A 23,958-nucleotide genomic window follows, 5' to 3' on the forward strand; every position below is an offset into this window, starting at 1 on the left:
CCTATTTATAGATATTAACAATATCTTCGCCAATTTGTTTGATTTTATTGACTAATAATTCTGGTTTTACTACTTTTACCCCACCTTTAAAACCGAGAATCCAGCGTAGTAATTCTATATCATCTACACACCATTTAGGTAACATAACTTGAAAGCGATGGGGAAATTTAGCATCTCTTGTCTGTTTAAGACAAAAAATAGATTTCGGTAGATTCAATTTTTTAGCTGTAGTGGGTAATGACATTTTCATTTGTGAGGAAGGAAAACGTTTAGTTCCTTCAGCGACAAAGTTAAACATACTATCATTAAACCAAAGTTCAATGGTGATCAAAACCTGAGAACGTTCTTTTTTAGTTCCTTCTAAAAGTGTTTTTTGATCTTGATGATCATATCCTAAAAAAATGCTGGCACACATTTGAGAAAGTTTTTGTAATTTGTTTAATGCTGTTTTCTGTTCTGTTTGGGAACGGTTGATGATTTGATGTTTACCGATAAATAATCTATCTAGTCTTTCAAATCGTAATAAACCTTTTTTGTCTCCACTCATTAATTCATAACCTAAGTACCAAGCAGAATTAAAAAATACAATTTGTAAAGGAAATGCTAAAAAGAATCCTTCTTGATCATGGGCAAATTTACCACTTCCAGGAAAACGGTTTAATTCTAATAGTTTTCCTTGGGCGATCGCTTCTTCTAATTCTTGGATATTTCTGGCTAAAGATTCTTGGGGTAAATAATCTGCATCTATCATACTACGATTGGCGATCGCCCGCACGGGATAAACTTGATTTACACCTAATTTACTTTTTTCCATACGACTAGTAAACTTTTGGTAAATCTCTAAAGCAATAGGATCATTTAAACTTTTAGCTTGAGACTGTAACATATTAAAAATTTGTGTTAACTCTAAACTTGATAAAATTCCAGTTCCTGCAAAATAACCGTCACGCATAGAAAAATCCGGGAGAATTTTATAGGGTTTGAGGACTTTTTCAATATCTTTACGAACTGAATCTATACTATTACCAAAAATTCCTTCATATTTTGGCAATGCTAACAGCAAAGTTTTTAAACTACCTGATCCTGAAGAAAATAAAAATGGATGATGGAGAATTAACCGGATAATAGATAACAATCTTTGAAAAGCTGTTAAATCTGAATAAGGATGAGTTATTAAAACAGTGGCAGATTTAGGAACATAATCACCTACATCAATAGTACCGGGAAGAACTTGAGAAATACTATTGACACCAATGAAACTATTTTTCTGTAACCAAATTAAATCTTGAGCAATAGATTGTTTATCTGCATATACTTTACCATATAACCGACTTACAAAACCAGCTACTTCGGCCAAAGAATTAGCAAATTCAGGAAGATAACCAAAAACATTCAATAATAAATGAGGATGTGTAGATTGTAAATTACCAACTCCTGGATAATTAATAATTACAGAAATCAAATACATTAACCTTTCAAAATCTAAGAATCTACTATAAGCGTGAAAAGTTATGTGACTATTGCGATTACTACGATTAACAAGAGTTCTATCAAGTTGTTGAATCGTATTTACAACTTCTTGAAAATTGAACTTTGGCGAAATGACATCAACTTCCTTAATAATTACCAAACCTTCCCCAGAAACCGGGGGAAAATCTAACAAAGATTGATACATACTATCAATAACCATATCGGGAACTTGACGGTGACGCTGTTGATTCCATTGTTTACAAACTTCCAAAGGAGTTGTTAAATACCAACCGATCCACAACACCGGAAAATCAACCGCCACATTCAACTTTTCTAATAAATCTAATCTCCATATCCGCCTGGCGTTAGTAGCATCATAAATGACACCAACACCTTCAGTAATAGCATTAACTACAGCAGAAATCACCTTTGCTTCAATTTCCTCCCATACACCTTGAATAGAAGCATCACCATATAACTGATGACGAATAGCATCAGTAGAAACAACGCGATAATTACCCAACTTAGCGAGACTAGCAGCAAAGGTTGATTTTCCGCTACCAGGAACACCGATGAGGAAATGACAGATAGGAGTGGACATAATTATTCATATTCAAAACTTATCTTGCATTTTCCCCCCTACCTTGGGGTAAAAGTCTAGTGTTTTCAAGCGAATGAGGAATTTATTACCCTAGTTCCCCCAGTAAATTTCGTCATTCGCATGAGTAGCAGTTTACAACCAAAATTTTACCGCTAAGATAAAGCACAAGGGAGTCAATGTTCACAGATTGCAAAAAACAGCCAAATTTGTTGACACATCTTCATAGATATTGACAATACCTGTTTCATTTTCTTACCAATTATGAAAAACTCTTTTTTTTTCACACAGTATAACTTTTAGCGTGTATTGTGAAAACTAAGCAAACAAGGAGATACAGAACCCGTGACTAAATATACTGCTATCACCTTTGCACCCGTCCAAGGGTTCATAGAAAAATCCCGCAAACTGCGAGACTTATACGGTGGTTCATTAATTCTGTCCTACTTGAGTCAACAAATAGTTAACTCTGTTAATACGCACAATTTAACATTAATTTCTCCTGCACTTCCTACAGTTCAAAAAGGAATGCCAAACCGCATTTTAATTAAAGGAGAAATGACCAGAGAACAAGCAGAACAAGTCATCCTTTCCCGATGGAAAGAGATGTTAAAAGTTTGCCGAGAATGGATAGAAAAACAATTACCAGAATTTGATTATCAATGGGAAAGAGAATGGAGTTTATGGGGTTCTCACACTTGGGAGATATTTCAAGGATGTGGTAATAGTATCATTGAGGCAATGAATGATTTAGAAACTAAAAAATTATCCCGTGATTGGACAGCGGTAAACTGGATTGGTGAAAGTTCTAGTTTAACAGGTACTGATGGAATTGCGTTTCCTGGGATGGGTGGAAAATCTCGTAATCCTCAAACCATGAACTATAAATTAGAAGATGAGAAAATCAAGGATTTTTATAGTAAATTAGCAGAAATTACCGAAGACCAAAAAGAAGGAAATCCAGAAAATCCAGAAAATCCAGAAAATCCAGAAGGTAAATTTATTGCCATTAACGAAAAATTGAGTATTCCCGAATTAGTAAAACGTCTCGTTACATGGGAGAAAATTCAACAACAAATAGGTATAGATCCACTGGATAAAGGTTTTACAGAAATTCAACGTAAACCACAACCAGCACAACCAGAAAAAAATCAAGAAAGTGTTCCTGGACAATGGACAGGATGGTTCATGGGAGATGGTGACGAAGTTGGCAAACATTTACAAGAATTAGCGAAAAAAGAAAATGGTGATGAACAAATAAAAAACTTTAGTGATGCTATGCGAACTTGGGGTAAACAATTTGATGAAAGATTTAATTTAAAACAAAAAATAGGTAGAATTGTTTACGCTGGTGGTGATGATTTTTTAGGAATTATTTATAGTAATAATCCTCAAAAACCCATTTCCCCATTAACAGCCTATGAATGGTTATTAACGTTAAATGAGACATGGCAAAAACACCAACAGAAAATAACTGTCAGTGTCGGTTTTGTCTGGGTTGCAGGTAGCGTACCTCAGCGAGATGTTTTACAACATTGTCGGGAAGCGGAAAAAGTAGCCAAATCTCTAGGAAGAGATAGAGTAACTATTCGGGTGGTTTTTAATAGTGGTCAATATATCCAGTGGACTTGTCCCTGGTGTTATTTGGGGATTTTAAAGAAGTATCAAGATAGGGATAAAAATTCCAATTGGAGTCATATTTATCAAGACTTAGCTTATTTAGAATCTCGCCGAGTATTTGATATTGAAAATGCCAAGGAAGCATACAATGTTAAACAAACAGCATTAAATTTTTTTGATCTCTATTTTCCCGGAGAAGGTCAAAAATTAATCATTGATATCAAGGATGGTAAAACCATAAATGATCAAAAGAATGAACTAGCTAAAAAACTCGCTGGTTTTAGCGATGATAGCAATGAAATTGATCGGTCAAAAGCCATTGTTGATTGGATTACAGATTTAGTTAAAGTAGGTTGGCATTTATGTTCAAATACTTAATTAGTATTAACCCTTTAGGTTTGATGTATGGTAGTGCTGGGGCGTTTTTATCACCAGAAAATTTGGTAGGCCGTTCCGGTGCTAAATTTCCTCCCGATGCTGCTACCTTAGCAGGTTTAATGTTTAGCATTAACAAAGTTAACGAAAAATTTACTCAACAAACCTTGAGAGATAATCTTTATGTTGCAGGTCCGTTTTGGGCAAAATCAACTAATATAAGTACACAACAAAACTTTTTTATTCCCATACCTTGGCATAAAATCATATCTAAAAAAGGTTTTGGAGAATGGAAAATAGAAAATAATCAGTGGAAACTGGAAAAAAACATAGACGCAGACAAACCTGAAGCTGATTATCGTTGGCAAACTATAGAATCTTGGAACACATCAGCAAAAGGACTAAAAACGAGTAATCAATCAATTGCTGATAATCCTTGGAAATTTGGTTCTTTGATTCATCCCAAAATTCAACCATCAGAACGGTGTGTAGTCAAATCTGATGGACTCTTTTTAGAGAACTCTGCACAAATACCTGATGATGTTTGTTTAGTTTATTTATCCACATATCCTATTGATAACGGTTGGTATAAATTTGGAGGAGAAAATCACATTGTAGAAATATCTTGTGATGAAATATCACCAAAAATCATAAAACTTTTAAATCAACCCATCGGTAAAAGTTTTGCATTAATAACACCGGGAGTCTGGGGTTCTAACCGAATCTCTCACCGTCAACCCCAACCAGAGGATCATAGTTTTCCTGAAACTGTGCAGATGCTAACAGATAAACCTGTTCCCTATCGTTTCCGTTCCCAAGGAACATTAGGAAGAGGACGTTATGCTGTTCCTGCGGGTAGTGTTTACGTACTCAAAGAACCTATTAATAAACCTTGGTGGGAATGGGACGAGAAATGGTTTCCTAATGAAGGTTACAGTCTTAAAAAACTCGGTTGTGGTTTGTGTTTACCAGTAGAAATTGAAGGAGTTAACTAAAATGTATACCAAAACCTATGGAATTATCGAAACCTTAGCACCCCTCCATGTTGGTGCAACCGCAGGAGAAGAAAGCGGAAATTTAAACTTGATTTTCCGTGATCAATTTACCCAAACTGGTATCATTCCCGGTAGTTCTATTCGTGGTCGTTTACGTTCAGAAATGCGTAATGATCAAAGTGAAAATGAAGCCAATTATTGGTATGGTAACGGTGCAGACGATGACAAAAATAACGAATCTATCGTTAAATTTGAATATGCTTCTATAGTTTGGATTCCCGTTTTTTGCCCAGGTCAACCTATTGTATGGGTAACTTGTCAGCGATTATTAAAACGTTATCAAAGAATAGCAGGTGATAGCATTGTTAAGGTAAATGGACAAGATCAACACCTCAAAGACATCAAAATTCCTGATGCTTATACAGGTTCAACCAACTTAGTCGCAAAACAAGCAACAGGAGGTAAAAGAACGATTTTCTTTAATTTAGGTTTCTTAGAAATTAACAAAACACAAGACTTATCACCCTGGTTTCCTGACCAGCAACAACAACCATCAGTCGTAGTCGCTGATAGTGATATTGCCATGATTCATGATATGGCATTATATCGCCAAAGTCGTGTCCGTCTCAAATCAGATCAAAAAGTAGTCGAAGGTGGGGGGTTTTTCAACACCGAAGCATTGCCCGAAGGAACTATTTTAGTATTTCCTATTGCTATTAGAGATGATAAATCAGGTAAAAAATGGCAACCTTTCACTATTGGCAAAACCGCAGATATTTATTTAGGTGGTTTAGAATCAATTGGTTTAGGTCATTGTGAATTAACTATCAAAGGAGAATAAAAAATGACTTGGCAATCTTATAACTTAGACCAAAAAGCACAAAAATTAGTCCTCATCTACCGGGATAAAAAAGGTGTCATCGGTCAATCTCATAAAATGAGAAGTACCGTAGCTTATGGTTTAGAAAGATTTTGGGGTGAACATTTACGACTCTTACCTAAAGAACCAGACAAAGGTAAATATTGGCGTGACACTTGGACAACTTTTGTGGGAATTATGAAACAAGCAGGAATTAAATTACCTGAAGATCAAGTTGATGGTAGTAATACCCGACAAGTACAAGATTATGCTTCTAGATTATGGAGTTTAGATATTGAAGATCAACGCATTTGTTTAGCAGTATTGACTCAATTTTGTGACAGTTTAGTTTGGTGGACTCAACGTTATAAAAAACCAGGTGATAGTGATGCCGAACAGTAATGAAGTACCCTTAATGTTTCAAGCACAAATTAGCGGTAGGGGACAAATTCAATATATTCAACAACCTGAACAGTCTGAAAGATGGGTTGATGAATGGCTAGAAGCTACCGCTATCAAGCCTCCTAATTTTAGTCATCATGTGAGGACAAAGGAATATAAAATTAGTTGGCGGTTGCTTTCTAATAGCGGTCAAGATGATGATTTTATCCGTCCTGTAATTGCGGCTAATGGGTTTCCCTATTATCCTGGTGCGAGTATGAAAGGTGCATTTTTAAGACATTGTACCCCTGCACAAGCTATTAGATATTGTGGTTATCAAAATAGTAGTGAAACTAAACCGGGAATATTACGTTTTCATGGTGCATTTCCCCAAGATGCAACTTGGAAAGAAGAACCTTTAATTGATGTAGTTCACCCCCAAGAAAATTGGCAAGTAAAAAACAGTGATTCCCATGCTGCGTTTTTGCAAATTTCCCTTTATGCACCAACTTTAGTTTTTGGTATTTCTAGCACTATTGAATTAGAGGATAGTGAATGGGAAACTATTTGGAGGATTTGGGATCAAGCGATAGAAAGGGGTATTGGTTCTAGGGTAAGTGCGGGTTATGGTCAACCTATTAATCACCCAGAAACTAAGTTATTTACTGTGAATTTAAAAGGACAAGGTTTAGCCTCACAATTAATAGATAAAACTGGTGAATTTCGCCCCAATATGTTTAAAGCTGCTTTACGGGGTCATACTTTACGGTTATTTAGTGGGGTGACAGATGAGAATACAGCACAAGAATTAACTAAGGAACTGTGGGGAGGTTTTGCAGGTGCTAAAGGTGCAGTAGTGGGAGATTTAGGTATTGCTTTTCATGCTGAAAGTTTAGTCATGGGTGAGTTTACCTATAATCACAATAGAATATCTATGCCTACCTATGATTTAAAAAAAGGTACTTTAACTATTCTCTGTATGAAAAATCATGCAGATGAATATAGAAAGCAATTGAGAATTTTAGCTAAAGCAATTTTGCGATTTTCTCTATTAATAGGTGGTTTTGGTAAATCATCCCGCAGGGTAGATCATAGAATCTTTTTCCCTAAATATTTCGACTATGAAGATAAACCTATGATTGGTTGTCAATGGGGATTTACTCAAGAATCAGAACCATATTATTTTCCTGTGAATAATATTAACCACATCAAAAATATTATTGAGAATGTTCGCAAAGCTGTCAATAATTGGTTGGTTTTTAAAGGTAAATCTCAAAATTATCAACGAAATGCTTGGCGGGAATGTTTTCATCCTGAAAATGTACAAATTTGGGGACGTTTAGCGGTAGATAAAGAAGATAGTTTAGCAGTGGGCTGGTTTCATGGAAATTATAGAGGTACTCAATCAATTAAACGTTCTAAATTGACTGGGGAAATGGGAAAAATTGGCAGAATTTACCATCGAATGTATCCCCATTATAAAATCAGGGAAGATCAGATGATTCGCCAACGAGGATATGTAGAGTTATTAACCATCTTTCCTGATAAAAGAGATGAAACTACTAAACAGTTTTTAGCTTTTTTACCAACAAGTGGGTTTGAAAAATTGTGGGGTGTGTAATCAAGATCCCGGACTTCTATGATTAATTCAAATAGAAGTCCGACATCTATCTGCAAATTTGATTAAGTAAAAATTTGATTAAGTAAAAATTTGATTAAATAAATTTTCAGGAGTTGAAAAAATGAGTATTTGGATTGTAACTACTGGCAATAGTGATGTTATCCTAACACACAATCAGACTTGGGGAGATTTACACTATGAAGCAAGTGATAAATTAGAATGTTCTGATTTTGCACAAGCTGATCCCAGAGATTCTAACGATCACAATGCTGGGTATACAGTACCAGCAAGAGTTCTCGGTATAGTTTATGAAAATCAAAAAGAATACTATGAACAAGATTTAAAATTTCCATTGTTAGATACTTATCAAAAATATCTCACAGCAAATAATGTGGAAATTGAGAGAATTATTGTCTTATTAACAGATCAATCTCAAATCTTTAGCACACAAGAACAAAGAATACACCCAAGATCACCTTATTGGAAAGATACTTGTACCCTGAAACCTGTATTAGAGTGGTATTTCCAAAATTCAGAAATTAGCTGTACACCAGAATTTGAATATTTTATTCCTTCTAATAATGCTGCTGGTATTGATAACTGGGATGCTACTTTATCTTTGGTGGAAACAAAGTTAACACAGTTAATAACAGAGTTAAATATTGACACTAACCAGGAAGTGTATGTTAGTCATCAAGCGGGAACTCCCGCAGTTTCTTCTGCTGTGCAGTTTGTGAGTATTGGAAAGTTTAAAAAGGTTAAATTTTTAGTTGCTAATGAATATTTTGATACTGAAGATTATGATATTAAATCTCAATCTAAAATCATTGAAAGTTCCCGTTATCAAAGAAGTGTACAAATTCAAAAAGCTAAACAGTTAATTAATAAAGGTTTACCTGCTGCTGCTAAAGAAATTTTAATTGGTATTGTTGATGATCAAGTGATTAAAGAAATTAATGAAATTGTTGATTTATTTAATATCAAGAGTTCTTTTGCGAAAGGTAAAGAATTTGAGGTTAAATCAGCAGTTACTAGAATTTTAACTGCTATTGATTTGATTGAAATTTTCTTTAAACAGGAAAATTACATTCAGGGTATAGCACTTTTAAATGCTACTCAGGAAACTTTTTTAAAAGCTGCTATTATTTCTCAAAGCCGAAAAATCAATGATATTATTTATCATGTATCTGATTTAGTTGATTGGAATAGAGGCGGTTTATTTCTGAAATCAGATTCTAAAATTAGTCAAGTTAACAATTCTCAGAATATGGCACATATTTTGAAATCTTTCAACTTGTCTATTCCTGTAAATGGTGATTTTGATTTTACGGATTGGGACAGATACCAAAAAGGTCTTAACAGAGGATTTAAACTGGTTAATAGTAGACAATTTATCTGGTTATGTAACTTAAAACCAGATTTTAAATCTTGGGGTATTTTATCTTGGTCTTGTAAGTATATAAGAGACAGAGAAGAAGATTTACGTAACCAATTGTTACACAACTTGTTGGGAGTTGATCAAAAAGAAGTAATCCGTTATATTTTCGGTTATGATGAAGAGAAAATTAAGGGATTTTTGCAGTTAATTAAAAAGTCAAATACTGAATATGAGCTTTCAATTAATGAAGTTCATAAAGCTTATGTAGAAAATGTAAAAATACCTTTTATCAAAGCGCTAAAGTTATTTGCACTTTCCCAAGAACAACCTATAGAAAATCAATTGGAGGAAAAATTGCAACAAATAGCAAATTCAATTTACTAATCTATAAGTTTATTTAGTTTATTTATAAATTCCCTGACTTCTCAAGATAAATTCGCAATTCAATTCAATCCTTTATTAATCATGGAAGTCAGGGATATTAGGAGTAAAGTAAATAAAAGGTTTTTGTATGAATTTTGATGTTTTGATAAGGTCAGCCTAATAAGGCTCAAATGCTAACTATTTCTTTCTGACAAAATACCTCTAGACACCACAGGGGAAAAGAGACTAAAATAGAGCGATCGCTTCCTCCATAGGGAATAAAAATAGAGTAGATTCCAGATCAATAAGATACAGAATCTAAATTGAAACCTCAACCGACTTAGGATTACCTTAGCAATGACAGACAGAGATCCATACATTTATAGAATCAAATCAGTTCAAAAAATCGTAGATGGCGACACTATTGATGCTGATATTGACCTTGGTTTTGATATCTCCCTGACTAAGCGCATTCGTCTTGATGGTATTGATACCCCAGAAACGAGAACAACGAATACTGATGAAAAAAAACTTGGTCTTGAAGCTAAAGAATGGCTAAAAAAACAACTAGACAGTAAACATCAAATTCTGGTTAAAACAAAACTTCCAGACAGCACAGAAAAATATGGGAGAATACTGGGCAGGTTATACGTTGACGATGTATGTCTTAATGATCTGATGATTGCCGAAGGATATGCTTGGAAATATGATGGTGGCACAAAAAACAAAGACTTTGAACAACTGAAAGAAATTCGTAGATTAAAAGGAAATTAACAAAGTAATCAATAACCCGATCCCCGACTTCTATTTTTAATTATCCCTTGCATGATAAAAATTATATCAGAAATCGGGGATATTTCTGCAATGATATCGCGGACTTTTACACCAGTTTCCGAAGATATCGAGTACCCATTTAGCAGGCAAGACTTGTACTAATCTTGTCGAAGTATGCCTGTTTTTTCATATCAGGAGTTTATCAAATGGATGAGTTTATGCAAGCTGCAATTAGCGAAGCCAAACAAGGCAGAAATGAGGGCGGAATCCCCATTGGGTCTGTTTTGGTCAAAGATGGGAAAATCCTTGGTAGAGGTCATAATAAACGGGTTCAAGATGGTGATCCTGTCACCCATGCGGAAATTGATTGTTTAAGAAATGCAGGGAGAATTGGTAATTATAAAGGTACAACTTTATATTCTACATTAATGCCATGTTATTTGTGTGCCGGTGCTGTGGTGCAGTTTGGGATTAAAAAAGTAATTGCAGGAGAGTCCAGAACTTTTCCTGGTGCAAAAGAATTTATGGTTTATCATGGTGTGGAAGTTATAGATTTAAACCTGGATGAATGTGAAAAAATGATGAGTCAATTTATAGCAGAAAAACCTGAATTATGGAATGAAGATATAGGAGTTTAAAGGAGTCAGGAGTCAGGAGTCAGGAGTCAAAATTTTGGATTTCCCTCGTTTCCAGTCTCTGACTGGGAATGCTATCATAGAGTCTCTGACTCTAATTTAACTAAAGGTAAAGCCTTTAATAATTCATTCCCATACAGAGTATGGGAACGAGTAAAACGAGTAAATTACGAATTACGAATTACAAATTACGAATTTCTCCAAAGTAATTCTATCAGGTAAAGAACTCTGCGCCCCTAATTTTGTAGTTGCTAAAGCCCCTGCTGCTGCACCCCAAACTACTGCTTCTTTTAAAGGTTTTTCCTGAAAAAGTGCTGCTGCTAAACCACCATTAAAAGCATCACCAGCAGCAACGGTATCTACTGCATTAACTGAAAATGCAGGAATATAAAAACTCTCTTCTTTAGTTGCACAATAAACACCTTTTGCACCTAGTTTAATAATTGCACATTTCACGCCTTTTTGTAATAAAGTATCTGCTGCTTTTGCTGCTGTTTCTTGTTCATTAACTGCAAAACCTACTAATTGACTAGCTTCGGTTTCGTTGGGTGTAATAATATCAATTAATGGGTAAATTTCATCTGGTAAATTATTTGGTGCTGGTGCAGGATCGAGAATAACTTTTATATTTGCTTCTTTGGCTTTTTGGGCTGCTAAAATTCCTATTTCTAAAGGAATTTCTAGTTGTAAAAGTAGGAATTTTGCATCTATGAATAAATTAGATAATCTATTGATATCATCTTGATTAACTTTACCATTTGCACCGGGAATAACTATGATATTATTTTCCCCTTGCTGATCTACAGTAATAACTGCAACCCCAGAACTGACGGTTTCATCAATTAAGATATTTTCAGTTTTAACACCACAATTTTGCAAATTTTTAATGAGTTCTGCACCAAAATTATCAGCACCTACACGCCCGATCATTTGCGTGGGTATTCCTAATTTTGCTAATGCAACTGCTTGGTTTGCACCTTTACCCCCAGGGGTGGTAAAAAAGCTTTCGCCTAGCAATGTTTCCCCAGGAATAGGTAAGCGGGGTGTGGTTGCTACTAGGTCTATATTTATGCTGCCAAAAACGATAATTTTCATATTCAGGAGTTATTAAATACAGCAGATTTAAGATTTTAAGGGCGGGCAGTATGCCCACCCCACAAGATTTAAAATGTTTGAATGTGTAATCTTTTCATGTGTAATTAATGATGACTAAAATATTAAGCACGCCATCGCAATAATACACTTTTTACAGGATTGATAAATTCTCGTTTTTCAGATGTAGCACGGGCAAATTCACGTTTTAATTGATAATACCATTGTGCTTGCATATCTGAATCTTTAATCAGTCGCAATACAGGATTGTATTTGAGTCCAATTTGCTGTTTTTCTACTACTGTGCGGTCTTGATCTAAAAATTTTCTGGCTAAGATATGAATTAAAGGTGTGAATATTCTTAACCAATTTGGTATACCATAAAGGACAAAATTTACTTCTGTTTCGGTTTCAGAAATTGGTGTGACTGCGGTTAAATTACAAACTCGATGTTTGCCAAATGTAATTTCTTCTATTCTCACTCCTGGTAAACGAAAAGAAATTTCTACTTCGGGTATTCCTCCACCGACTAACCAATATAATCGGCTCATATTTTCCATATTATCTGACAATTGATGTCGTCTGACTGTAAACCCATAATGTGAAGGATCAAATTGTTTGACTTCTTCATGTATTTCTCCACTTCTCCACCACCAAACTCTATGTACATAGGGAGAATGTGCAGGGTCCATTAAACCTGTCACCGCATGATCTACAAAGCAAGGAAACCGCATTACTTCTACTAAATGAGGTTGTTGTTCAGGAAAACCAGGAACTATGGGAACATCTTTTTGATCAGCGTTGACTTGAGATTTTTCGTTATCGACCATGTAGATCCAAATGTTGCCTTGAGTCTCATAAATAGGATATGATTGCACATCAAAACGACTCAAATCTATGTTTTGTTCTGGTAATAATGATGGAATCTCTACACATTTTCCCCCAGGGTTGAAGCGCCAACCATGATAACAACATTCTACTTCTTGACCATTGAATCTACCACAACTTAAAGGTACTGCACGATGAGGACAAATATCACGCACTGCAAAAACTTGACCTTCTTTATTTCTCATCAGCAGTACAGGTTCTCCCAAAAAAATCCGGGATACCATCTTACCTGGTTTGAGAAGATGACTAGGTAGTGCGTAGTACCAAAGATTACGTAATAAGATGTGATTGTTATCTATCATGTATGGCTAAGATATGACTAGGAAAAATATACAAAAATAATCATAGACAACAAGTGTCATTTTAAACAGCTTTATTTTTGTTGATTGCTATTCGTAGGTTGGGATTCGCGTTAGTGCTACAAAGCAAGGGAAGTTAGATGCAAAGCAGCTTACCGCAGGGTCAACTAACATTAGACCTCTCCAGAAAAGAAATTATGGAACTTATTTATGGGGGCAGGGCGAAGCTTATGGGATATCTAGATGTCTGATTTTTCCGTTAAATTATCGCCCTAATGCTTCGCCCCTACAACTTATGACAAATTAATACATTCTATTGTGGAGATGTCTATTCTACATTTACCCAAAAGTCTGCGGTTTTGATTTTACCATTGCGGTCAAATTGCATCCACATTTTATAAGTTCCTGACTGGGGAAATTTGGTATGAAATGTCACTTGTCCATCAGGAGTATTTTTCATTGCATGGGCGTGAAGATAGTCAGATTTTGAAAGAGTTGATGAACTTTTAATAATTACTAAATGTCCTTTTTCTCCTAAGTATGGTTTCAGGTCTTTTACTGGTTGATTGTTGTTATCTTTGATATCAAATGTTAAACTTACTTCTTCACCTACTTTGATTTTTTCTTCAGAAATATTCAGGTTTACTTTTGTATCGGATATAGTTTTAGTTTTTTCATATTTAGCTAAACTTTTGGGTAGGAAAACTGTACCGGGAATAGTGAGATTTGTGGATGATATATACTCTGCTTGTCCTGCTGGTTTATAATCACTAAAAAGTGTGTATTCTCCTGGGTTGGGAAAATTGACGCTGACTTGAAAACTACCATTTTCTTTATATTCAGGGTGCAAATGATCAAAATGTTCTAAGTCATTGCTGACAACTATTAAGTGCATAATTTTTTCTTGAAAAACATCAAATTTATTGACTGGTTTTCCTGTTTCATCCTGAATATCAATAGCTAGGTTAATCGGTTGGTTAGTTGTTAAATTTTTGGGTGTTGTTAATTTCGCTTGGGTTGTGATAGCTGTTTTGGGTTTTTCTTCATGCTGTGAGTGATCCATTTTTTGCTTTTCTGAATGTGCTTGATGTTCACTCATGGGTTTTGATTTTTGTTTTTCGGTTTGAGGAGTAGTTTCACTATTATAAATCTTTGCTTCACCAGATTTAATTATTGATGAACAACCAGACGATAATAATAATGTTGTAGCTACAAAAAAACCTACTAAAATACGTTGCATCTTGATATATTTCCTTAATGAGAATCTAGGGTTTAAATGAAAATCTACTTTTGACTTTTTCACCTTTAATATCAGAGAAGATAACTACCTGATATTTACCTGCGGCTGTTTGAAGTAACTTAGGCTAATCTAATTGACTTCTCCAGAAAAGAAATTATGGAACTTATTTATGCGGTCAGTTTGAAGCTTATGGGATATCTAGATGTCTGATTTTTCCGTCAAATTATCGCCCATAAGCTTCGCCCCTACAACTTAGACAAATTAATACATTCTATTTTGGAGAGGTCTAATTGACTTGATGAATTTAACTTCTTTACTCACTGTAACATCAACCATTAACTATTTTTACACACAAAAATTAAATCAGAATGAAATTAATAGAAAATAATAGAAAATAATAGAAAAATATTTTCTCTCAACAGAAAGTTATAAAGTTATAATTAATACACTATTAGTCAGAAGTGAACGCCATTGTTATGCTAATTGATGTGTAACATTTTTGCCAATTTCTTTAGTAGAGACACCTTTTACCTAGCTTACCTAGCGTCTCCATGATCATCATTTTTTTAGTAATTAATCAGTGATGAAATTGTTGAAAAAGCTAAAAATTTTGATTTTAATCTATCTTTTGATAGTAGATTAATCAACTTTTTTAAACATCGTAATTCCATATCATATATCTAATTATTTGGACACATCCTATAGGAAGATGACTATAAATAGGAGTAGAATTAAATTAATCTTGGTGTGTCGAATAACTGCTTTCTATGGAGGTTTAGCCGAGCTAAACCTTTTTTTATGATGAAACAAATTAGCAAAGAATATTAATTTTCTCAAAAATCATCTTTCCTAGAGACTGATTAATTTACCCCATAAAGTATCTATAGAAATATAATCTACTTCTACCCAAGGCTTGATCACAGAACAAGCCTTTCTTTTTTAATCATCATTCTTGACATTGACACTTTCGATTATTCTCAATTATTGTCGGTTGAATAATGTCAACTCTAGGAAGAAAGAATAATTTTTTGACAGGTATATTAAATTCAGTTATTAACAGGTAAACTCATATTTGTACACATCCTCTAGGTAGATGATATAAAATCTAAGTAAGCTTAAATTAACTAGATATGGTAAACACTTGGTATATATCTGGGCTTGGCGAAAAACCAAGCCTTTTTTGTGGTAGATAAATAGCAACGCTTGGATTTTCCCACAACTATTCCCACAAGTAAATTATTACTCACACACAATATAAAAATCTATTTTAATTACTCTTTAGGTAGTAGAAATAGCGATTTACAGAGAGTATTATTTAGTGTATTAATGCCTGAAAAACGTGTATTAACCCTGGTCAATATTCCAGGGTCTTTTTTTATGCAAATTGATGTTTGATTTTCAGTGGTATCTATTAGCAGGTTTTATGAATTTTGTACTCACCTGATAGAGAGATGAATCAGCAGAAAACAGAGTTTAAATTAACTATATATGGTAAACACCTGGTATATACAAAGGCTTGGCTTGAGTCCAAGCCTTTTTCATACTTTAGATAGATACTTAAAGAATTTAATACTGCTAAATAGAACCATATTTAAAATTTTAACCAAGTAATGCTTTATCAGTTTTTGGAATATTTTGACACATCCTCTAGGAAGATGATCTGTAAGCAGACAAGAACTAAATTAATTTAGTACGTTGTTAAGCACAGCAATTTTTGAGGTTTGGTTCACAGCCAAACCTTTTTCTTTAAATGTTGTAATTTTATTTTTCTGTGATTTTCATGGTCTATTCTGCTACAATAATAATGTCCTCTCAACAGTGTTTTATCTGCATATCCAAAAAATAAACTATGAGTAATTACATCCCAGACTACGATCCTAGCGGTATAGCAGAAATTAATGGTAATCTCTTAGGCTTACCTTATGATTATAACACTGCTAATTTAATTATCTTTGCTGTTCCTTGGGAAGTTACTGTTTCTTATGGTGCGGGAACAGCGAATGCACCACAGCGAATTTTAGATGCTTCCTATCAAATAGATTTGTTTGATTTTGATCATCCTGATGGTTGGAAACAAGGAATTTATTTAGTTGAAATTTCTCAAGATATCTTAGATAAAAATAATTATTATCGTCAACAAGCTGCTAAAATAATTGCCAGACAATCTGAAGGTAAAGCATTAACAAACACACCGGATTTAACACCTATCCTCACAGAAATTAATCAAGCGGGTGCACAGGTAAATCAATGGTTATTTAGCCAATGTCAGCAAGCAATGAATTTAGGTAAAAAAGTTGCTGTAATTGGTGGTGATCACAGTTCACCTTTGGGTTATTTCCAAGCTTTGGCAAATCAATATCCTGATTTTGGAATTTTACATATTGATGCACACGCAGATTTAAGAGATGCTTACGAAGGGTTTGAATTTTCCCATGCATCAATTATGTTTAATGCGTTGAAAATTCCGCAAATTTCTAAATTAGTGCAGGTGGGTTTGCGGGATATTTGTATTGATGAAGTGGAAATAATTAATAATTCAAATAATCGGGTTGTTGCTTATTATGATTCAGCGATCAAACAACAACAATATGCTGGTAAAACTTGGATTGATTTATGTCAGGAAATAGTAGGGAATTTACCTGAGAATGTCCATATTAGTTTTGATGTTGATGGTTTAGATCCTAAACTTTGTCCTAATACGGGAACTCCCGTTCCTGGGGGTTTGGAATTAGAGCAAGTTTATTGTTTATTTAGGGAAGTTGTCAAGAGTGGAAGAAAGATTATTGGGTTTGATGTGAATGAAGTTGGTGATGCGGAATGGGATGGAAATGTAGGTGCGAGGATAGTTTATAAGTTGGCGAATTTGTTGGATTTATCACAGAAATAAAAACCAGTAAAGAGGGTGGTGTTATAGAATAAGACAAAGCATATTAACTAAGACTATGAAGACACTTGTTAAATGGTCTATTGAAGATTATCATCGAATGATTGCCGCAGGGATTTTGAGCGATCGCCCTGTAGAATTACTAGCAGGGGAAATAGTCGAAATGTCTCCAGAAACACCCATTCATTACAACACTGCTAGATGTGGTACTAAATACCTGGAGGAGTTACTAGCAGGTAAAGCTGAGGTTCGTTTTAATGGTCCAGTTACATTATCTTCCTCTGAACCAGAACCAGATATAGCTATTGTCCGTTTACCAGAGTCAGCTTATAATGAACGCCACCCAGAACCACAAGATATTTTTTGGATTATCGAAGTTGCTAATACCAGTTTACAGAAAGATGTAGATATTAAAGCCATTAAGAAATCTCCGCTATATTTTTAATAAGGAAAATTGTGGTAAGCTTTACTTAGGCTATTTCCAAAGTAAGTATATTGTAGTATGCTAATACAAGAGATAGCCATACTGGCATATTATGATAAATATTTACATCTGCTGTACCAGTTAATTGAGTAAAATAGGGGTATATGTCAAGTTATTTTCAGATATTCAACTGAATCTTGATATTTAAAGACAACTTGAAATTTATAAAAAAATATTTAAATTTTGCGAAATATGATTGAATTAAACTTGGAAAATAAAATGAACAGTAAAATTCAAGAAGCTGAAAACAACATTTTTAAACAAATTGAAGAAGCTGAAGAAACTATTTTTTATGAGGATGATTCAGATCACGTACCACCTGATGATTTAATCGCCTATAACGAACTGCGTTCCTGTGCTGATCTTTACAGAATGTACAAGCAAGGAATTCTTGTGATTCAACCAGAATTTCAGAGAGAAGAGGTTTGGAGAAAAACAGATCAAACTCGATTTATTGATTCACTAATCAAGCAGTTACCAATACCAAGTATGTGTTTTAGTGTTGATTATAAAACACAGAAGTGGCAAGTTATTGATGGATTACAGAGAATGTCGGCTATTATTCGCTTCTTTGAGGAAGAAAACTGGAAACTATCTAATCTACCAGATATTGATCCAAAAATATCTGGTAAGCACGTTAAAGATTTTCTTAATCCCGCTTCTGAACTTTATCTTTACTATACAAGAATAGAAAATTTAACATTACCAATTACTGTTTTAAGATGTGATTATTCTAAAAAAAATCATACAAATTATTTATTTACTATTTTTCATAGATTAAACACTGGGGGTATCAAATTAAACAATCAGGAAATTAGAAATTGTATATACAATGGTAGTTTTAATCAGAGATTGAAACAAATGGATGAATATCCAGCTTGGATTAATTTAAATAAAGAACAAGGCAGAAAAAAACACCGCTTTATTACTATAGAGATTATTCTCAGATTTTTTGCATTTTACGATGAACATACAAAATATAATGGTAAATTAACAGATTTCCTGAACAACTATATGGGTAAACATAGAAATTTAGATGAAAGTAAGCTGGATGAAAAAGAAAAAATATTTAAACAAACAGTTGATATAATAAACGAAAATATAACAGAATTAAGCAAACGCAAAAGCATAGCTGTTCTTGAATCTGTAATGTTTGGTATTGCATCTAACCTCAGTAAAATTAAATCAATGAAACGCGAAGAAATTAGTAGTTTATTCAATAAACTACTACACCATAGCAGCTTATCTCCTGAAGTTCTTAAAGAGGATCTTGCATCCAAGGATAAAGTATTAGCGCGACTTAATGCTGCTAGAAAAGTTTTTTCTGGATTGTGATCTTGTATGGCAATAGTAAAGACTAAAATCCAGAAAACTCTCAATGATATGGATAAATTTTATAATCAAACTACAGATCCTAATTTACAAAAGTATTATTCCAAACTTGCTCTTTTAGAACTATGTGGATGGATCGAACAAGCTATAGATGATATTGTATTAAGATGTGCGAAAAGATGCCTTACAAATAATAATCATATTAAATTAGTTCAACAAGAAGTCAAGAATACTTCTCAATTCGATTATGAAAATAACTTCCGAAAGTTACTTGTTCTCACTATAGGTTTGATGAATTTTGAAAAACTTGAAAAATCTGTAAATCCAGTTTCTTTAGCTATACTTAAACCAAAACTAGATAGTCTCAAACGTTTGAGAAATAGTCATGCACATACACATATTGAAAACTGTACACAAATTTTAAATTCTCCATCAGTCACCAAAAGAGATTTTACTGATATTTTTAACGCTCTTAAAGATTATGAACAAACTCTTAAAAGACTGGGATTATAGATGTCATCACCAACTACCCAACAAGCGGTAAAATTAACAATCCAACCCAACATTGCATCTATAGCCCATGTATTGCGACTACCTGGTACAAATCCTTACTGCCCGCGTTTACGATGTAGCCCAAGAAACACCACTGGAATATGCCCCCAACCTCTCCCACCGTATCAACAACAAACTCCTACTCAAGCGGGAAGATATGCAGTCTGTCTTCTCCTTTAAACTGCGGGGTGCGTATAACAAAATGGCCAACCTACCCCCAGACTTACTCAAACAAGGTGTAATTGCTGCATCTGCGGGAAACCACGCCCAAGGTGTAGCCTTATCTGCTAGTCGCTTGGGAACAAAAGCTATTATTGTTATGCCCGTAACCACTCCCCAAGTAAAAGTTAATGCCGTCAAAGCACGGGGGGGAGAGGTGGTTTTATATGGAAATACCTATGATGACGCTTACGCCCACGCCCGTCAATTAGAAGCGGAAAAAGGGTTAACCTTTATACATCCCTTTGATGATCCTGATGTCATCGCTGGCCAGGGAACTATCGGCATGGAAATTTTACGCCAATATCAACAACCTATTCACGCGATTTTCGTGGCTATCGGTGGTGGTGGTTTAATTGCGGGTATTGCTGCTTACGTCAAACGCCTGCGCCCGGAAATCAAAATTATCGGTGTCGAACCGGTAGACGCTGATGCTATGTCTCAATCTCTCACAGCCGGTCATCGGGTACGCTTATCTCAGGTGGGTTTGTTTGCTGATGGGGTAGCAGTGCGGGAAGTGGGAGAGGAAACCTTCCGCTTGTGTCAGGAATATGTAGATGAAATTATTTTGGTGGATACCGATGCTACCTGTGCAGCGATAAAAGATGTTTTTGAAGATACCCGTTCTATTTTAGAACCTGCGGGAGCATTAGCTGTAGCTGCTGCTAAAGTCTATGCAGAACGAGAACAAATACAAGGAAAAAACTTAGTTGCCGTCGCTTGCGGTGCTAACATGAACTTTGACCGCTTGCGGTTTGTGGCAGAAAGGGCAGAATTTGGAGAACGTCGAGAAGCGATTTTTGCGGTGAATATTCCTGAAAAACCGGGAAGTCTGCGTCAGTTTTGTGAATGTTTAGGCGATCGCAATTTAACAGAATTTAATTATCGCATTGCCGATACCAAAGAAGCGCATATTTTTGTCGGTGTGCAAATTGAAAACCGCGCCGATGCTGCGAAAATTGTAGAAAAGTTTGAAAATAACGGTTTAAAAACAATTGATTTAACCGATGATGAATTAACAAAATTGCATTTACGGCACATGGTAGGGGGACATTCTCAACTTGCTGATCATGAATTATTATATCGGTTTGAATTTCCTGAACGTCCTGGGGCGTTAATGAAATTTGTGGGTTCTATGTCTCCTGATTGGAATATTAGCTTATTTCATTATCGCAATAATGGGGCAGATTATGGACGAATTGTGGTAGGAATGCAAGTTCCACCCCATGAAATGAATCAATGGCAGGAGTTTCTTGATTCTTTGGGTTATCGTTATTGGGATGAAAGTCAAAATCCTGCTTATCAGTTGTTTTTGGGTTAGTTTATTTTATATCTCACGCAAAGACGCAAAGACGCAAAGGAAGAAAGGAAGTAATAAGAAAAGTCTTGTGGGGTGGGCATCTTGCCCGCCATTTTTTACTTTTTATTTACCTGAATTAACAATTTTAATTTTAACCATCCTACAGCAGTTTTCATGTCTTTAGACCACAGTAAGGGCGAAGCATTCGGATGATAGTCTTAGGTAAAAACCGATAATTAATTGTCCGAATGCTGATGCTTCCAGCACGCTTCGCGAACGCCCCTACATTGTTGACGCGAAACCTCAATCAAAATGTGGTTTATTTAGGGTTTGCTGAATAAACCTAAAACCTTGATATATCAAAGGTTAGAGGCTGATAAACACAGAAATTAGTGCAAGGGTTTTGAAGGGTATACCGGAAAAAGTGTGCATTTTTTGGGATTTCAAGAGATGGCAAAGAAATTTTCAAATCTCCTCCTGACTCCTGACTCCTGACTCCTGACTCCTATGCCCTCACGGAAAGACTTTCTCAGCAACCCCTATTTACCTGAAAATAGCTGTAAAACAATAAAAGTGAGTAAACGAATAGTTTTCAGATTTTGCACAAATACTTAAAATTTTAATGAAACAATTGTCAATTATCAATTATCAATTATCAATTGATAAAAAAGGCTTGGTTTTTTTACCAAACCTTGTTTTACAGAAGTGAAAGACTCTATTGAATTTAAGCATTTATGAACTTTATAGTTTATCTATCCTCAGAGTTAATTTATATTTTTTATCCATAGATGAATGGGGATGATCCTAAATGTGTACATTTATTTTTATTTTAACCGCAAAGGACGCAAAGTACGCAAAGGTAAGACTTTTTTAGAGAGTTTTTCGTTTTGTTACGGTGATGTTTTCTCAATTGGGATTTTTGGTATAAACGCAGATATTTTAAATTTTTTCTTTCATTTGCGTCTATCTGCGCTAAATTATCCCTGCATTTTATCCACCCAATTTAAACACAACTCCCGAAAATGTTCACCCCTAACTTCAAAATTAGGATATTGATCAAAACTGGCACAGGCTGGAGATAATAACACTACTGACGCTTGGTATTTTTTCGCTAATTCTGCGGATCTGGGAATAGCTTTATCCATTGTTTCCACAATTTCAAAGTTATTATATCCCACTTCTTGTAATCTTTGAGCAAAGGCATTTGCAGCACTACCAATGAGTAAAACAGCAGCAGCTTTATCTTGTATTTTCTTTAACCAAGCTGTATCATCTCCGTCTTTTGCTTCACCACCAGCTATTAAAATCACTGGACTTTTTACCGATGCTAAACCTACTTCTGCTGCATCATAATTTGTAGCTTTACTATCATTAATAAATTCAATTCCTGACCATGTACAAATATGTTCTAAACGATGGGGAACACCAGGAAATTCACTCACAGCGCGACAAATTGCTGCAATTTCTATTCCTGCTAATCTCGCTGCACCAACGGACATTAATAGATTTTGTTGGTTGTGTTCTCCTACCATTCGCAAAGCAGAAACTTCAACAATTTTCTGAGGTTCAGAAGTTGCAGATAATTTTTCTATTACCCAGCCATTTTCTATATAAAAACCTTTTTCACCTATTAAAAATTCTGCCCCTTTAACACTTGTCCAATAAGCATCAGACCACTGATTTAAACTTGCTTTGTTTAAATAAACATCGTCTCCGTTAAATATTTGTAACTGGGAATTATTTAACAGTTTGGCTTTAATATTGTAGTAATTTTCTAAGGTTTTATGACGGGCTAAATGATCCGGTGTGAAGGTTGTCCAAATACCAATTTTCGGTGCAAGCGTCACAGAAGATTCTATTTGATAACTACTTAATTCACCTATTACCCAATCTACAGAACCTTGAATTTTAGACTTTGGATTTTCGATAGTTCCTTGTATATCTTCCTTACTTCTTTCTTCAACCAAACAAGACTCATTTACAATCTCTCTTAAAACCTCTTCCCTTTGTGTACTTTGCGTCCTTTGCGGTTCGTTTTCCTCAATTTGCTTTTGATTTAAAGCTACTTCACAAGCAGCCAAACCAATATTACCACAAGCAGGAGCATTAAAACCGGCAGCTTGAAAAATGGCAGCAGTTAACGCGGTGGTTGTGGTTTTCCCATTTGTACCAGTAATTGCTACCCAGGGAATATTTTGCAAATGTCTCCATGCGAGTTCCATTTCCCCAATGGTTTCTATTCCTAACTCTCGCGCTTTTAACAAGATCGGAATATCCCAAGGTACACCAGGACTCACTACTATTAATTTAGGCGATGTGTTGGCTAAATTTAAACTTTCAAAATCTGGGGTGTGTCCTAATTTGACGGTAATTTGTTCTTGAGCAAGTTGTTGTTGTTGTTCCAGGAGGTTTGGGGAGGTATTGCGATCGCAAAGTTCCACCTCCCATCCTTCCTGTTTCAACAATCTTGCCGCAGCAATACCGGACTTTCCCAATCCTATCACAATAGCTTCTGGCATAGACTGTTTAGCATCATCCCTGGTTAAGCTATCCTATACTAGCGTTAATTGGCAAAAATTACACCTCTTTTTGTTGATTT

At 34.9% G+C, this 23,958-nt stretch carries 18 protein-coding genes; 13 read left to right on the forward strand and 5 right to left on the reverse strand.

The annotated features are described in order from the left end of the window. Nucleotide 1: 1 nt before the first annotated feature. On the reverse strand, nucleotides 2–2,071 hold the full coding sequence (locus H6F45_RS08980; protein ID WP_190346988.1) for a WYL domain-containing protein: 2,070 nt from the start codon (nucleotides 2,069–2,071) through the stop codon (nucleotides 2–4). Between the two features lie 342 nt (nucleotides 2,072–2,413). Between H6F45_RS08980 and H6F45_RS08985 the strand changes: the two genes are divergently transcribed. The 8 genes from H6F45_RS08985 (at nucleotide 2,414) to H6F45_RS09020 (ending at nucleotide 11,072) form a co-directional block, all read left to right on the forward strand. Beyond that, nucleotides 2,414–4,066 carry a type III-B CRISPR-associated protein Cas10/Cmr2 gene (locus H6F45_RS08985; protein ID WP_190346989.1) on the forward strand — a complete coding sequence of 551 codons (1,653 nt, stop codon included), beginning with the start codon at nucleotides 2,414–2,416 and terminating at the stop codon, nucleotides 4,064–4,066. Beyond that, on the forward strand, nucleotides 4,051–5,058 hold the full coding sequence (locus H6F45_RS08990) for a type III-B CRISPR module-associated Cmr3 family protein (protein ID WP_190346990.1): 1,008 nt from the start codon (nucleotides 4,051–4,053) through the stop codon (nucleotides 5,056–5,058). The genes H6F45_RS08985 and H6F45_RS08990 overlap by 16 nt, the downstream gene beginning before the upstream one ends. Nucleotide 5,059: 1 nt before the next feature. Continuing rightward, nucleotides 5,060–5,899 (forward strand): type III-B CRISPR module RAMP protein Cmr4, encoded by an 840-nt coding sequence (gene cmr4, locus H6F45_RS08995; RefSeq protein ID WP_190346991.1) that lies wholly within the window; start codon nucleotides 5,060–5,062, stop codon nucleotides 5,897–5,899. 3 nt (nucleotides 5,900–5,902) lie between these two features. Beyond that, nucleotides 5,903–6,319: a hypothetical protein gene (locus H6F45_RS09000; protein WP_096569820.1), complete on the forward strand. Its 417-nt coding sequence runs from the start codon at nucleotides 5,903–5,905 to the stop codon at nucleotides 6,317–6,319. After that, nucleotides 6,306–7,919, forward strand: coding sequence for a hypothetical protein (locus tag H6F45_RS09005; RefSeq protein WP_190346992.1), 1,614 nt, complete (start codon nucleotides 6,306–6,308; stop codon nucleotides 7,917–7,919). Before H6F45_RS09000 ends, H6F45_RS09005 begins: the two co-directional genes overlap by 14 nt. 121 nt (nucleotides 7,920–8,040) lie before the next feature. Then, nucleotides 8,041–9,681, forward strand: coding sequence for a hypothetical protein (locus H6F45_RS09010; RefSeq protein WP_190346993.1), 1,641 nt, complete (start codon nucleotides 8,041–8,043; stop codon nucleotides 9,679–9,681). Nucleotides 9,682–10,017: 336 nt separating this feature from the next. Then, nucleotides 10,018–10,434 carry a thermonuclease family protein gene (locus H6F45_RS09015; RefSeq protein WP_137666937.1) on the forward strand — a complete coding sequence of 139 codons (417 nt, stop codon included), beginning with the start codon at nucleotides 10,018–10,020 and terminating at the stop codon, nucleotides 10,432–10,434. Between the two features lie 206 nt (nucleotides 10,435–10,640). Further along, nucleotides 10,641–11,072: a nucleoside deaminase gene (locus H6F45_RS09020; protein WP_190346994.1), complete on the forward strand. Its 432-nt coding sequence runs from the start codon at nucleotides 10,641–10,643 to the stop codon at nucleotides 11,070–11,072. Between the two features lie 171 nt (nucleotides 11,073–11,243). Here H6F45_RS09020 and rbsK read toward each other — a convergent pair whose 3' ends face one another. The 3 genes from rbsK to H6F45_RS09035 all read right to left on the reverse strand — a co-directional run bounded on the left by rbsK (nucleotide 11,244) and on the right by H6F45_RS09035 (nucleotide 14,588). Further along, nucleotides 11,244–12,164 carry a ribokinase gene (rbsK, locus tag H6F45_RS09025; RefSeq protein ID WP_096569810.1) on the reverse strand — a complete coding sequence of 307 codons (921 nt, stop codon included), beginning with the start codon at nucleotides 12,162–12,164 and terminating at the stop codon, nucleotides 11,244–11,246. 122 nt (nucleotides 12,165–12,286) lie between these two features. Beyond that, nucleotides 12,287–13,351, reverse strand: a complete 1,065-nt coding sequence (locus H6F45_RS09030) for an aromatic ring-hydroxylating dioxygenase subunit alpha (protein ID WP_190346995.1) — start codon at nucleotides 13,349–13,351, stop codon at nucleotides 12,287–12,289. A gap of 325 nt (nucleotides 13,352–13,676) precedes the next feature. After that, nucleotides 13,677–14,588 (reverse strand): hypothetical protein, encoded by a 912-nt coding sequence (locus H6F45_RS09035; protein ID WP_190346996.1) that lies wholly within the window; start codon nucleotides 14,586–14,588, stop codon nucleotides 13,677–13,679. Between the two features lie 1,849 nt (nucleotides 14,589–16,437). Here H6F45_RS09035 and H6F45_RS09040 point away from each other — a divergent pair. The 5 genes from H6F45_RS09040 to ilvA all read left to right on the forward strand — a co-directional run bounded on the left by H6F45_RS09040 (nucleotide 16,438) and on the right by ilvA (nucleotide 21,380). Beyond that, nucleotides 16,438–17,475 (forward strand): agmatinase family protein, encoded by a 1,038-nt coding sequence (locus H6F45_RS09040; RefSeq protein WP_096569803.1) that lies wholly within the window; start codon nucleotides 16,438–16,440, stop codon nucleotides 17,473–17,475. Nucleotides 17,476–17,530: 55 nt separating this feature from the next. Then, on the forward strand, nucleotides 17,531–17,917 hold the full coding sequence (locus H6F45_RS09045; RefSeq protein ID WP_190346997.1) for a Uma2 family endonuclease: 387 nt from the start codon (nucleotides 17,531–17,533) through the stop codon (nucleotides 17,915–17,917). A gap of 231 nt (nucleotides 17,918–18,148) precedes the next feature. Continuing rightward, nucleotides 18,149–19,291 (forward strand): DUF262 domain-containing protein, encoded by a 1,143-nt coding sequence (locus tag H6F45_RS09050; RefSeq protein ID WP_199301781.1) that lies wholly within the window; start codon nucleotides 18,149–18,151, stop codon nucleotides 19,289–19,291. A gap of 6 nt (nucleotides 19,292–19,297) precedes the next feature. Beyond that, nucleotides 19,298–19,801: a HEPN domain-containing protein gene (locus H6F45_RS09055; protein ID WP_190346998.1), complete on the forward strand. Its 504-nt coding sequence runs from the start codon at nucleotides 19,298–19,300 to the stop codon at nucleotides 19,799–19,801. A gap of 67 nt (nucleotides 19,802–19,868) precedes the next feature. Next, a complete protein-coding gene (gene ilvA, locus H6F45_RS09060; RefSeq protein WP_190346999.1) occupies nucleotides 19,869–21,380 on the forward strand; it encodes a threonine ammonia-lyase, biosynthetic in 1,512 nt (503 codons plus the stop codon). 956 nt (nucleotides 21,381–22,336) lie between these two features. Here the strand turns inward: ilvA and murD are convergent. Then, a complete protein-coding gene (gene murD, locus H6F45_RS09065) occupies nucleotides 22,337–23,878 on the reverse strand; it encodes a UDP-N-acetylmuramoyl-L-alanine--D-glutamate ligase (RefSeq protein ID WP_190347000.1) in 1,542 nt (513 codons plus the stop codon). Nucleotides 23,879–23,958: the final 80 nt, after the last annotated feature.

The sequence above is a fragment of the Sphaerospermopsis sp. FACHB-1194 genome (assembly GCF_014696235.1).
Classification (GTDB): Bacteria; Cyanobacteriota; Cyanobacteriia; order Cyanobacteriales; family Nostocaceae; genus Sphaerospermopsis; species Sphaerospermopsis kisseleviana.

Bases quoted from the DNA above. Each gene is read 5' to 3' on its own strand.
- H6F45_RS09010 (WP_190346993.1), top strand. From the start codon at position 8,041: ATGAGTATTTGGATTGTAACTACTGGCAATAGTGATGTTATCCTAACA.
- murD (WP_190347000.1), bottom strand. From the start codon at position 23,878: ATGCCAGAAGCTATTGTGATAGGATTGGGAAAGTCCGGTATTGCTGCG.
- H6F45_RS09055 (WP_190346998.1), top strand. From the start codon at position 19,298: ATGGCAATAGTAAAGACTAAAATCCAGAAAACTCTCAATGATATGGAT.
- H6F45_RS09050 (WP_199301781.1), top strand. From the start codon at position 18,149: ATGATTGAATTAAACTTGGAAAATAAAATGAACAGTAAAATTCAAGAA.
- H6F45_RS09040 (WP_096569803.1), top strand. From the start codon at position 16,438: ATGAGTAATTACATCCCAGACTACGATCCTAGCGGTATAGCAGAAATT.
- H6F45_RS08980 (WP_190346988.1), bottom strand. From the start codon at position 2,071: ATGTCCACTCCTATCTGTCATTTCCTCATCGGTGTTCCTGGTAGCGGA.
- rbsK (WP_096569810.1), bottom strand. From the start codon at position 12,164: ATGAAAATTATCGTTTTTGGCAGCATAAATATAGACCTAGTAGCAACC.
- H6F45_RS09015 (WP_137666937.1), top strand. From the start codon at position 10,018: ATGACAGACAGAGATCCATACATTTATAGAATCAAATCAGTTCAAAAA.
- H6F45_RS08990 (WP_190346990.1), top strand. From the start codon at position 4,051: ATGTTCAAATACTTAATTAGTATTAACCCTTTAGGTTTGATGTATGGT.
- H6F45_RS09045 (WP_190346997.1), top strand. From the start codon at position 17,531: ATGAAGACACTTGTTAAATGGTCTATTGAAGATTATCATCGAATGATT.
- H6F45_RS09035 (WP_190346996.1), bottom strand. From the start codon at position 14,588: ATGCAACGTATTTTAGTAGGTTTTTTTGTAGCTACAACATTATTATTA.
- H6F45_RS09020 (WP_190346994.1), top strand. From the start codon at position 10,641: ATGGATGAGTTTATGCAAGCTGCAATTAGCGAAGCCAAACAAGGCAGA.
- H6F45_RS09000 (WP_096569820.1), top strand. From the start codon at position 5,903: ATGACTTGGCAATCTTATAACTTAGACCAAAAAGCACAAAAATTAGTC.
- cmr4 (WP_190346991.1), top strand. From the start codon at position 5,060: ATGTATACCAAAACCTATGGAATTATCGAAACCTTAGCACCCCTCCAT.
- ilvA (WP_190346999.1), top strand. From the start codon at position 19,869: ATGTATTGCGACTACCTGGTACAAATCCTTACTGCCCGCGTTTACGAT.
- H6F45_RS09030 (WP_190346995.1), bottom strand. From the start codon at position 13,351: ATGATAGATAACAATCACATCTTATTACGTAATCTTTGGTACTACGCA.
- H6F45_RS09005 (WP_190346992.1), top strand. From the start codon at position 6,306: ATGCCGAACAGTAATGAAGTACCCTTAATGTTTCAAGCACAAATTAGC.